Origin of the sequence: Acidovorax sp. A79 (assembly GCF_041154505.1) — a bacterium.
Classification (GTDB): domain Bacteria; phylum Pseudomonadota; class Gammaproteobacteria; order Burkholderiales; family Burkholderiaceae_C; genus Acidovorax.
Genome location: NZ_AP028672.1, coordinates 92,327 through 104,081 on the forward strand (window position 1 = coordinate 92,327; position 11,755 = coordinate 104,081).

General features: G+C 63.3%; 11 protein-coding genes. 1 reads left to right on the plus strand and 10 read right to left on the minus strand.

The features are described 5' to 3' along the window. Positions 1–25: 25 nt before the first annotated feature. From ACAM51_RS00455 to ACAM51_RS00485, 7 genes are all read right to left on the minus strand, one after another. A complete protein-coding gene (locus ACAM51_RS00455; protein WP_369642410.1) occupies positions 26–1,357 on the minus strand; it encodes a four-carbon acid sugar kinase family protein in 1,332 nt (443 codons plus the stop codon). Between the two features lie 3 nt (positions 1,358–1,360). After that, a complete protein-coding gene (locus ACAM51_RS00460) occupies positions 1,361–2,638 on the minus strand; it encodes a ribulose-bisphosphate carboxylase large subunit family protein (protein ID WP_369643901.1) in 1,278 nt (425 codons plus the stop codon). 98 nt (positions 2,639–2,736) lie between these two features. After that, positions 2,737–3,279, minus strand: coding sequence for a VOC family protein (locus ACAM51_RS00465; RefSeq protein ID WP_121420116.1), 543 nt, complete (start codon positions 3,277–3,279; stop codon positions 2,737–2,739). Positions 3,280–3,372: 93 nt separating this feature from the next. Continuing rightward, the gene (locus ACAM51_RS00470; RefSeq protein ID WP_369642411.1) at positions 3,373–4,167 is read right to left on the minus strand and encodes a transporter substrate-binding domain-containing protein; all 795 of its coding nucleotides are present in this window, start codon (positions 4,165–4,167) and stop codon (positions 3,373–3,375) included. Between the two features lie 56 nt (positions 4,168–4,223). Next, entirely contained in the window at positions 4,224–5,006 is a 783-nt protein-coding gene (locus tag ACAM51_RS00475) for an amino acid ABC transporter ATP-binding protein (RefSeq protein WP_369642412.1), read from the minus strand. Between the two features lie 14 nt (positions 5,007–5,020). After that, entirely contained in the window at positions 5,021–5,707 is a 687-nt protein-coding gene (locus ACAM51_RS00480) for an amino acid ABC transporter permease (protein ID WP_369642413.1), read from the minus strand. Beyond that, on the minus strand, positions 5,704–6,387 hold the full coding sequence (locus ACAM51_RS00485; protein WP_121506463.1) for an amino acid ABC transporter permease: 684 nt from the start codon (positions 6,385–6,387) through the stop codon (positions 5,704–5,706). The genes ACAM51_RS00480 and ACAM51_RS00485 overlap by 4 nt, the downstream gene beginning before the upstream one ends. A gap of 272 nt (positions 6,388–6,659) precedes the next feature. Between ACAM51_RS00485 and ACAM51_RS00490 the strand changes: the two genes are divergently transcribed. After that, positions 6,660–7,736, plus strand: a complete 1,077-nt coding sequence (locus ACAM51_RS00490; RefSeq protein WP_121508696.1) for a LacI family DNA-binding transcriptional regulator — start codon at positions 6,660–6,662, stop codon at positions 7,734–7,736. Between the two features lie 195 nt (positions 7,737–7,931). Here the strand turns inward: ACAM51_RS00490 and ACAM51_RS00495 are convergent, their stop codons facing one another. From ACAM51_RS00495 to ACAM51_RS00505, 3 genes are all read right to left on the minus strand, one after another. After that, complete coding sequence (locus ACAM51_RS00495; RefSeq protein ID WP_369642414.1) at positions 7,932–9,497, minus strand: DUF262 domain-containing protein; 1,566 nt, start codon at positions 9,495–9,497, stop codon at positions 7,932–7,934. Positions 9,498–9,957: 460 nt separating this feature from the next. Next, positions 9,958–10,221, minus strand: coding sequence for a DUF1731 domain-containing protein (locus ACAM51_RS00500; protein ID WP_369642415.1), 264 nt, complete (start codon positions 10,219–10,221; stop codon positions 9,958–9,960). A 431-nt stretch (positions 10,222–10,652) separates the two neighbouring features. After that, positions 10,653–11,636: a DMT family transporter gene (locus tag ACAM51_RS00505; protein ID WP_369642416.1), complete on the minus strand. Its 984-nt coding sequence runs from the start codon at positions 11,634–11,636 to the stop codon at positions 10,653–10,655. Positions 11,637–11,755: the final 119 nt, after the last annotated feature.

The window sequence follows — 11,755 nt, forward strand, 5'->3', positions numbered from 1 at the left end:
GCTTTTTATCGCCTGGATGTCTCCGTCAGGCAGTGCCGAGCAGCCTTTCGAACAGATCCGTTCCACCCATCTGCCCGCCCTTGAGCATCAACTCGAGCCCTTGGCGCGACGGTTCTGAACTGTGTGCGCTGCTCAGCGTGACCCCGGGGCAGACCGTGGTCTTGTACGACAGCCCCCACAACTGCAGCGCCTGGACTGCGTGGCTGGACGTGTCACCGCCGGCGATGCCGATGCGGCGCAGGGGCGCGCCGCGTTCTGCGCGGGCTTGCACCACGCGGGCGATCAGATCGGCGCTGGCCTGGGCGACATCGGTGGAAGAGGCCGCAGCGGCCAGCGGCGCGCCGTCCGTGGGACCGGTGAAGGCCAGCACGTTCTCTCCGTTCTGCAGCCCGGCGCAGATGGCGTCTCGCAGACCCTGGGCGTAGCCCGTATCACTGCACAGCCGTTGAGCGTCCACTGCGATGCGGTGGTATGCGGTGGCGGCCTGCACCTGCGCGGCGGTCAGGGGGGACAAGCTGCCCGCCCAGGCCAACACCGGCCCGTCGGCGGGCGCCAGCGGCGCAGCGGCCGTGGACGCCGGCTTGCCCCAGTGGGCGACCAGCGCCTGGGCCACGGCGCTGGAGCCCACGGCCAGCAACCGGGCGTGTTGGGACTGCTGCCACAGCAGGCGGCCCACGGTGGCCAGCTGGCCGGGCGTGGTCAGGTCCAGCAAGGTCGGCGCCATGGCATGGGACGCTGCGCCATGCGCCAGCAAGGCCTGCAGTGCAGCGTCCAGGGCGTCGGGGGAGTCGTACAGCGGGTAGTGCAGGGCGGTGATGCCATCCAGCCCCTGGTGCGCCAGATGGAGCCGGAGATCGGCCTCACCCATGGGTGTGACCGGGTGCCGGCGCATGGTGGGATGCCGGTCGATGCGGTGCACGGCGCCGCCCGTGCCCGCCGCAGCGAACAGGTTGCTGAACGCGCAGTAGCGCCCCAGGCTCGGCTGCCCGCCCACGATGGGCACCCAGCGGTTGTTCACGAACGGGTGCAGGGTCTGAATGCCGCAAGCGATGTTGCCGACATGCGGGGCGCTGTCGAAGGTGGAGCACACCTTGTAGTGCAGCACCGGCGGCGCCAGCTTTTCGAAGAAGCGGCCTACAGCCGACATCTCGGCCCGCATGGCCTCTGGAGGCATGGCGCGCGCGGCACCAGCAATGCCCACCGCATCCAGCGGCCCGGCGGCGGCCAGGGCCTCGGCGCTGGGCACGCCCATGAACAGCATCGACCGCAGCCCGGCCTGGGCCAGCACGGCCAGCGTGTCGGTGGCGCCTGTGAAGTCGTCGCCGTACCAGCCGTACAGAGGGGCCGTCGTCGTCATCGTTTATTTCTTGCCGAAGAATTCGATGGCCCGGCGCAGCTCGGATGCGTGGGTGGCGCGCTGGGCCAGGGTCTCGCCCTTTTGCACCGCGTCCCAGGCCTGCTGCAGGCTGGCCACGCCCGCAGCGGGGCCGTCCGGGTGCGCCAGAATGCCGCCGCCAGACATGAACAGCAGGTCGTTGGACTGGATGCTGTCCCACGTGGCGGGCACGGTGCCGGCCCACTGGCCGTTGGAGAAGGCGGGCAACACGCGGTCGTCCAGCCCATCACACAGCGGGGCCAGCGTGTCGTGGGCCGACTCGATCACTTCCTCGTCGGTCTGCGAGAACTTGCCCTGCAGACCGTGCACATGCATATGGTCCACGCCCGCCAGGCGCCACAGCGTCTGCCAGGCGTTGAACGAAAAGCCCAGCAGCGGGTGGCGCGACAGCGCGCCGTAACCGTTGCGGTGGCCGTGCAGCGCCAGCGGCGTGTGGCGGCGCAGGGTTTGCACGGCGGAGTAGCCGCACCAGTTCAGGCTGACCATCACGCAGCTTCCGCCTTCGGCGGCGATCAGGTCGGCATGGCGGCGCATGGCGTCGGTCTCGTCGGTGATGTTGAAGGCCACCATCACCAGCTTGCCGGTCTTGTCCTGGTGGGCGCGCACTCGGCGCATCACGGCCTTGACGCGGTCGGCCAGCGGCGCGTGAACCGGGTTGGCGCAGACCTCGTCGTCCTTGATGAAGTCCACCCCCGCAGCGCACAGGCGGCCGGCCAGGTCGCCGGTTTCTTCGGCCGACAAACCCACGTTGGGTTTGATGATGGTGCCGATCAGCGGGCGACCCTGCACACCGGTCAGCGCGCGGGTGCCGGCGATGCCGTGGCGAGGCATGTCGAACTGTTCGCGGTAGGCGCGCGGCAGTTTCATCGACTCCAGCCGCAGGCCGGTGACTTCGCCCAGGTCGTACAGATTGCCCGACACCGTGGCGGCCAGCGTGGGCAGGTTGGGGCCGATGTTGTCGCACGGAAAGCTCACGCGCAGCCGGGCGCGCTGCCAGTTCTGCGGTGTGTCAAACATGCCGCGCCGCTGCATCCAGCCGTTGGGCAGCGAAGGGACGGGCGCCACGTCCAGCAGCTCGACGGACTCGACCGTGGCGCGCGCACGTTCGCGCAACGCGTCGGTCTCGCCCTCCACCCGGGTGAAGGTGCCACACGATTGTTCGCCCGCCAGCACTTCGGCCACATGGGCGGGGTCCAGCGGGGTCTCGATCAGGTAGGTGGCTTCAAAGCGGTCTGGGGACATGGTCAAGGTGATACTACTGTTTTGATAGCTGCTAGCGCTTATGGGACAAGCGCTAGGGGCTAATTTGGCTTGAAACTCAGACCTTCTTCAGGCCTTCATCAGATCTTGGAGAGATCCGGGAACGGCCGCACCGGGTCCGTCGTCCCGTCCCACGTTTCCGACTCCGCACGGATCAGGTCGAACATGCGGCCCTTGGGGCCCGCCACTTCCGACAGCTCGATCACCGTGCCCGGGTGGTACTCGGTGTCGAAGTAGACAAAGCGGCCCTTTTCGCCCACCTCGCCGCTCATCACCGTCTTGAAGCCCTGGGCAGTCAAACGCGCCAGGTCGGCGTCGTAGTCGCTCGTCCAGTAGGCCACGTGCTGCAGCCCGGTGCGCCCGGCCTGCAGAAAGTCGCGGTACATCGACGGCACGTCGTTGCGCGTCTGGATCAGCTCCACCTGCACATAGCCCGAGTTGGCCAGCGCCACCGAGTTGTGCGGCTCGTAGCGCTCGCCCTTGTAGACGTAGTTCTTGATCGGAACCTTCGGGTTGTAGAACCAGGGGCCCACGCCCAGGGTCTTGCTCCAGTAGTCCATGGCGGCTTCGATGTCGTGGACCACATAGCCAAGTTGGCGGATGGCGCCGAAATGACGGCTCATAAGAATTTCCTTTGGTGGTGATGCGTCAGGGCAGGGCGCAGCCGGGCGGGGCCCATCAGGCGCCGCCCAGGGTTGCAGGCTTGCTTTATTTACTTACTTGGCGCCGTCGATGATTTCTTTGGGGATCGGCACGCCCGCGTACTTCACATGGACGTCGTTCAGCTTGCCGTTGGCCAGATTGGTCTTGATCCAGCCGTTGACGGCGGCCATCAGCTCGGGCTGGTTCTTGCGCATGGCCACGCCCAGCTGGTACGACTGCAGGATGAACTTGGTCTCGAAGTCGCGCGACGGGTTCTTCTTGGCGATGGCCGCGATGATCGGCGGCGTGATGGCCACGATGTCGGCCTGGCCGGTGGCGGCTGCGGTGATGGAGGCGGACTCGTCGTCGAACCGCACCACCTTGGCCTGCGGTGCGCGCTCGGTCACGATCTTGTCTTGCGGGCCACCACGCGTCACGGCCACGGTCTTGCCGGCCAGGTCTTCGATGCTGGTCAGCTTCATGCTCTTGGGCGCGCCCACAGCCGCCTGGATGGCGCCGTAAGGGATGGAAAAGTCCACCGCCTTCTGGCGCTCGGGCGTGATCGACAGCGACGAGATGATCAGGTCCACCTTGTTCGACAACAGGTTGGGGATGCGCGACGAGTTGGTCGTGTTCACGATCTCCAGCGCCAGGCCCAGGTCCTTGGCCAGCAGCTCGGCCGCTTCCACGTCCGAGCCCACGGGCTTCATCTTTTCGTCCACGTAGCCGTAGAACGGCGCGCCAAAGTCGATGCCCACGCGCAGCTTGCCGGCGGACTTGATGTCGGCCAGCTCGGCCATGGCGGGCACGCACAGGGCGGCGGCGCTGATGGCCAGCAGGGAGCGGCGGAGGATGAGGGAAGCGGTCATGGTGTTGTCTCCTGGTGGTTTTTGAATAGGGAATCGAAAAGGGCAGGCCTGGAAACTCAGAGCCCGTGAGAAAGGAAATCGCGCAGCTCGGCGGTCTGCGGGTTCTTGAGCATCGCGCCCGGGCCCGTCTCCCAGACCTTGCCCTCGTGCATGTAGATGATGGTGTCGGCCACGCGGGCGGCAAACTCCATCTCGTGCGTGACCAGCACCATGGTCATGCCGCCCTGGGCCAGGGCTTCGATCACGCGCAGCACCTCGCCGGTGAGCTGCGGGTCCAGCGCAGAGGTCACCTCGTCGAACAGCATCACCTGCGGCTCCATCGCCAGCGACCGGGCAATCGCCACGCGCTGCTGCTGCCCGCCCGAGAGCTGCTCGGGGTACGCCTGCGCCTTGTCCGCCAGGCCCACCTGCTGCAGCGTGCGGGCGGCAATCTCGCGCGCCTTGGCCGTGGGCAGGTTCTTCACGGCCTTGGGGGCCAGGGTGATGTTCTGTTCCACCGTCAAGTGCGGGAACAGGTTGTAGCTCTGGAACACGATGCCCACGTCCTGGCGCAACTGGCGCAGATCGATGGCCGGGTCATGCACCGCGTGGCCGCAGACATTGATGGTGCCGCTGTCGATGATCTCCAGCCGGTCGATGCAGCGCAGCGCCGTGCTCTTGCCCGAGCCGCTCTTACCGATGATGGCCACCACCTGGCCCTTGGGAATGGCAAACGACACGCCCTTGAGCACCTGGTTGCTGCCAAAGCTTTTGTGCACGTCCTTTAGTTCAACGACGGGCTGCGCAGGCGAGGCCGCTGGCTGGGTGGGTTGCGCGGCAGCGTCTCGGGCGAGGTTCATGGTGTCTTCTCGTTTCATGCGGTGGTCACAGAAGGGGTGGCTGTGCCACGGTTTCCAAACTGCTGGCGCTGCTCCAGCTTGCGGCTCCAGACGGACAACGGGTAGCACATCGCAAAGTAGACGACGGCGATTAGCAGGTACACGGTAAAAGGCTGAAAGATGGAGTTGTTGATGAGCTGCCCCGCACGCACCAGCTCGATGAACCCCACGATGGACGCCAGCGAGGTGTTCTTGACGATCTGCACCATGAAGCCCACCGTGGGCGGCGTGGCAATGCGCACCGCCTGCGGCAGCACCACCAGCCGCATGCGCTGGGTGCGCGACAGGGCCAGGCACTCGGCCGCCTCCCACTGCGTGCGCGGCACCGACTCGATGCACCCGCGCCAGATCTCGCCCAGGTACGCGCTAACGTAAACAATCATCGCAACGCTGGCCGCCACGATGGCGGGCAGCTCCAAGCCCGCAATGGACAGGCCGAAGTAGCACAGGAACAGCACCACCAGCAGCGGCGTGCCCTGGATGATCTGGATCCACGCAATCGTCGCCCAGCGCACGGCCTTGATCGGGCTGACGCGGCACAGCGCAATCACGCCCCCGGCCAGGCCACCCCCCACAAACGCAATCAGCGACAGGCCAATGGTCCACAGCGCGCCGAACAGCAGGTACTGCAGGTGGTACGAATTCAATCCACCGTCAATCATTTAGCGCTCCCCAATTTGCGTTGGCGCGTGAACACGATCTGCCCGAACACCCACAGCCCCAGCCGCATTAACAGCGACAGCGCCAGATACGCCACCGCCACCAGGATGTAAGCCTCAAACGGGCGGAAGGTCTCCGACTGCACCCGCGCCGCCACGGCCGTGAGTTCCTCCACCGAGATCTGCGAGGTGATGGACGAGGCCAGCATCAGCAGCACGAACTGGCTGGTGAGCGCGGGGTACACCTTCTCCATCGCCGGGCGCAGCACCACATGCCAGTACACCTGCCGGCGCGTGAGGCCCAGGCACTCGGCCGCCTCGATCTGGCCCTTGTGGATCGAATCCATGCCCGCCCGCATGATTTCGCAGGTGTAGGCCGCCACGTTGATCACCAGCGTCAGCAGCGCCGCAGCAAACGCCGATACCTTGAAGCCCAGGCTGGCCAGGCCAAAGAACACCAGAAACACCTGCACCAGCAGCGGCGTGTTGCGCAGCACCTCCACATACGCACCGCAGGCCCGCACCAGCCAGCGCTGGTCGCTGCGCCGGCCAATGGCCAGCAGCGTGCCGCCCACAAAACCGATCACGGTGGCAGGGAAGGACAGCAGGATGGTCATCCACGCCCCTTCCAGAAACTGGGGCCAGTTGGCCAGCACGCTGGCAAAGTCGAACTCGTAGGTCATGAGCGGGGCAGCGGTGCGCGTCAGTCAGCGAGTATGCTGGCGCGGCGGCCAAAAGCTGGCGGCTTGCCCTGTGGGCGCAGGCGAACGTGAGCGGAAATACCAGGCATGTCTTTGTCTCCTGCGTGATCGGCCTGGCAAGCGTGCCAGTTGTCACAACCTAGGGTTTGTACTGATGGTTTCTGATGCCTTTGAGCATCGAACGCCGAGTGATAGTATCCGCAGAATCCATCAAATACCAGCAAGCTGGATGATGGTTTTTGATTGAATTGCACATGGCCCAAACCCCGCCCAATCCCAGCAACCCCAGTAGTCCCCGCAGCCCGCGCATCCCCGACATCGCCCAGCTGTCCGGCGTCTCCACCGCCACGGTCGACCGGGTGCTGAACCAGCGGTCGGGCGTGCGTAACGCCACCGCGCAGCGGGTGCTGCAGGCCGCAGCCACCCTGGGCTACCTGCCGCAGGCCGAGCTGCACGCAGCGCTGCAACCCCAGCCCCTGCGCCTGATGGTGCTGATCCCCGAGGGCAGCAACCGCTTTCTGCAAATGTTGGGCGACGTGATCGGCTACGCCCAAGACCACTGGGCACCGTTCAATGTGCGCTGCCAAGCGGCGTACATCGAAAGCTTCAACCCCGACGCGCTGGCCAAAGCGCTGCTGCACTACGGCAAGCGCTGCGACGGCATCGCCTTCATGGCGCTGGAGCACCCCGTGGTGCGCGAGGCAGTGGCCCAGCTGGCAGAGCAGGGCGTGCCCACCGTCACGCTGATCTCGGATTTATCCAACTCGCGCCGCGTGGCCTACGTGGGCCTGGACAACCGCGCCGCAGGCCGCACCGCCGCCTACCTCATCGCCCGCTTCATGGGCCCCCTGGCCCACAGCCGCAAGGCGCATGTGGCGATGATTGTTGGATCACTGCGCTACCGCGCCCACGAGGAGCGCGAGGCGGGCTTTTTGCACCTGTTTGAAGAACAGTTCCCCCTGGTGCAGGTGGTGGGCGTGCGCGAAGGCCAGGACGACGCCGAACGCAACTACCGCCAAGCCCGCGCGCTGCTGGAGCAGCACGACGACCTGGCAGGCATCTACAACATCGGCGGCGGGGCCGAAGGCATTGGGCGGGCGCTGAAAGAGGCGGGTGCGGATCGCAAGATCGTGTTCATCGGCCACGGCCTCACACCGGATACGCGGGCGCTGCTGATCGACGGGACGATGGATGCGGTGATCACCCAGAACCCGCAGGGCGCGGTGATGAACTGTGTGCGGATTTTTGCCAACCTACGGGACGGGCGGGAGCCGACGAGCGGGGTGGAGACGACGCGGAGTCAGGTGATTTTTCGGGAGAATTTGCCGTAGGGTGGTGGAGGTGTGGAGCTTGCCTAGCACGAGCCAATCCCGGTGGGGCGAAGGTGTTCGCTTACCAATTTTGGTCATGAACAGTCGCCATCGTGAGTCAAGGGACCATCTCGGGCTGGTCGCTGACGCAACGCTTCTCTTGCGCGCTGGGTGTTATCTGTCATAAGTGGACCCTCGCCAATCATCCCAGTTAAGTCAGTTTTTTATAGATTGATTGCAATAGGGGTGAGTTAATTGTAAATTTTTTGCTGTTGCGGCCCCACCATCCTCTGCACGCTTTATGTGATCGTAGGAAACCGATTTAATCGTATCGAGGTAACCATCGCAGATCGGGCATTTCACAGCGGAAGCAAGAGCCGTCCGAATGAACACTTCGCTCTTGGAGTCATCAGAGAATTTTTTAGGCGAAGAATCAGTAGCGCCTGTGATAATCTTTCCCTCCAAGCCTGCGAAATTGACTAGATCGCCTTCGCCAACAGATTTACCCTCAATTAGAGTGCGAATGGTCTGATCTAGAACCGAAGCATAACGGTCGATACGTGATTTGCTACTATGCTTCTGTAGGATGGTGGCAACCAAATCTTTTTGTTCGATCAGTAGATGTTCTAACTGAGGGCGGACAGAGGTGAATTTCTTGAAAAACTCCCCGTCGCCGTTGGCAATTTTTTTTGCAAGCAAAGTCACCGTTCCCATGAACATGGCGCCGGAATGCCGACCAGTTGGTCCGTAAAAATAAACGGCGGGATGCAATCCAAGACTCCCTCCATCATTTCCCGTTAGGCGGCGTATCAAGCGCAGCGTTTTATCCAGAACTTGCACAGTTGCAGATCCGTCCAGATCGTCCTCTTGATTGCTCACCTCTTTTGGTAGACCCTGCTGATTGCGAATAGCGATCAAAATCACATCGATAAGAACTTGTAGTGCGGTGCGAACGCCTTTGGGGCCTCCAAGAGGGAGGTCAAGAGTTTTAATTGGTGTTTGCAGTTCAGGGTCGAATAAGGAGATATGGAGGTTTCTGGCGGATTCTTCAATTCTCTTTGCAACATCCTGCTCAAATGCTGACCAATATCGGTGTCCTTTTCCGGCTCGAATAATCGCTCGCGCTGCGATTGGTACTGGTTTGCGTCGATTGCTGAGTAAGAGTTCCTCAAGGTCGTCGAGCGGCGTGCCTTTTGTATTGATCTTAAAAAAAGAGTTTTCCGCTTTATCAGCGTCCCCGCGCACCCATTGGATTGGAATGCCGCGAGAAATCGCTGTGCTCAACTTTCGCCTCTCTTCCGGCTCAAGATTGGTGTCGTTGCTGCGCGCCAAATAATGCTGCCACTTTCCCACACGTTCTGCCACTAACTCGCGTGTGCGGTCCGCGGCCTTTTTTTGATCTGCCGATATCTGATAGCCAAAGAATGATTGAGATATGGCCCCGTCGCCATAGTCGTCTTCAACCCACGCCTTGATAACGCTAAGGCGGTGTCCGCCATCAATGACAAAAAGATATGTAGGGGATTGCCACAAAATGACTGAAGGGATGAGGTCCCCATTTACAAAGCACTCCAATAAGGAAACAACTTGGTCGGGCACCCAGTGATTTGTTTCACGTTGAAAGTCTGGTTTACGCAAGCTCGGTCCAATAAGCCCACCCGGTGTGAAGTCACGCAACGATATTGTGTTCACCGTTTCAAATGTGGTTGCTTCATTAGAAGCTGCGAAATCCTCACGCTTAATCAGCGCATCGAGGTTTACCAGGTTAGAGCGTGTGGCCATTATTTTTCTCATAATAGATGTTTTTCGGAATGGGAGGCGGTGATAGCTAAACTGGGTTAGGCCGCATCCCTACTGGCTATTCAAGTAAGCAGCTTTCACACTTGGTAAGCGAACCAAATAGCGTTGCATCTTGCAACTCCACGATTGGCAGCGCGAACTTGCAGGGCAGAGCCACTATACGGCGTACTTCACGGCCATCACTGAATTCCTACTTTGCCTCGACAGCGGGCTCTGCTGCTGCTGCGTCGAGCGGCATCTCTGCAAGAAAATCAACACCCAGCAGCAAAGCACTGCGCAGCGCCTGGTTACCAGCATCAGTCAGTCTTGTCCAATTCCTTAGCCTGCTTAGCCCGGCGGCATCGACGGGGCTGGCTCACACATCCTTAAACCCGCAGCTAATTGCTATTGCATTGATAGCATTCTGCGCTTGTTCAATAAGCGCCGCAGCTCATTTTGACTACTATTCTGCGTGAACCAACCCCTCGTCGGTCCTTTCAGTTCCCGCAAGTTCTGCCAGCGCACCACCCAGCCGCAGATGCACAAACCGGTAGCCACGCGCCAGCGCGGCGCGCGGCACGGCGTTCTGCCCGTCGAGCAGCAGGCTAGACATTTCCCTCAGCGCGGCCCGCAACGGCATCCCCGGCATGCGCAGCCAGGCACGTCGCCCAAACGATGCAGCCAGCGCCTGCGCAAACCTGGCCTGCATCACAACCTCAGGCGCCACGGCATTTGGCCTTGCAGAGTTTGGTGTGCCATCGCAAACCGCACCAGCCCCGCCGCGCCGGCCAGATAAATCCACGGCGCTGGCTGGCGCCCATGGCCTAGCACTGCGCCCAGGCCCAGGTGAGCGGCCAGCCCTTGCATCGGATATGCCACCACCGTGCCCCAGCACCACCCCAAACCGCATCCGCACCACCCGCACGCCCAGGGCTTCGGCGCATCGCGCCTCGTATTCGATCGCAGCACACAGGTCAGACTGGAACTCGCCCGGGCGGGGTGGGGCGGTTTCGTCCAAGGGCTCCATCGACGCGTTGGGCGATGCGTGCAGCGAGCGGTGCGGCGTCTGGGGATTTCGCGGGTGGGGTTAGCCAAGAAGCTGACACGGCCGGGCTTGCGCTGATTCCGTAGCCCGAACCTGCCCACCGCTGCATGGACTCAGACCGACTTGGCGCTCGGCTGTGCAGTCGGGTGTGAAGGAATGCCCTGAGGTGGCAGCGGCACCATCCGGGCGCCCCGCTGGCCGATCAACAACACCCCCGCCAGCACCAGCCCCGCGCCGGCCATCTGTGGCCACGACAAGGGCTCGTCCAGCAGCCAGCAACCGAAGAAGATCGTGAGGATGGGGCCCAGCGTGCCCACCAGCGCGGTTTGGGCTGCGCCGATGCGGCGGATGGCCGCCGAGGTCATGAATACCGGCAGCACGGTCGAGAAAATGGCCATGCCCAGCGCGTGCAGGTAGACCGGGGCAGGCTGCACCAGGGAGCCCGCGGGCTGGGACACGATGAAATGCGCCAGCGTGGCGACCGTGGAGACCAGCATCGCCAGCGCAGTGAAGCGTGCCGCGCCCAGGCGCCGGATGGCGGGCTCGCTGCCCGCCTGGTAGAACGCGTACGACACGGCCGAGCCGAACACGAAGCCCGCGCCGATGAGCACGGCGTGCGTGTCGCCCACAATGTGCAAGTCGTGCGCGAAGGCCAGGCCGATGCCCGCGTAGGACAGCAGCAGCGCCCCCATCTCGCGCCGGGATGCCCGCTTGCCCATGAACAGCACGCCGATCAGGATGGTGAGCGTGGGGTAGGTGAACAGGATCAGCCGCTCCAGGCTGGCGGTGATGTACTGCAGGCCGATGAAGTCGAGGATGCTCGCGCCGTAGTAGCCCAGCAGGCCCAGCGCGATCACCAGCAGCCAGTCGCGCCGGGTGAGCGGGGCCAGGTTGCGGCTGGCGCGCCAGCCCACCCAGGCGAACACGGGCACGGAAAACGCCATGCGCAGGCACAGCAGGGTGACGGAATCCACAGGGACGGCCTGGGGCACGGCATAGGCCAGCTTCACGAAGATGGCTTTGAAGGAGAAGCCCAGCGCGGCCAGGATGGCGAGGATGAGGCCGAGGCGTTCGGCGGACCAGTGTTTCCAGGGCATGGGATGCGGGCAGAGGGTGGGGGCGCGGGGGTGGAAAGGGCGCGCTGCAAGCGGTCAGGGCATGTAAAAAATGCGAACGCCATGCAGGCTCAAAGGCGGGCCCAGAAAGATCGATGCGC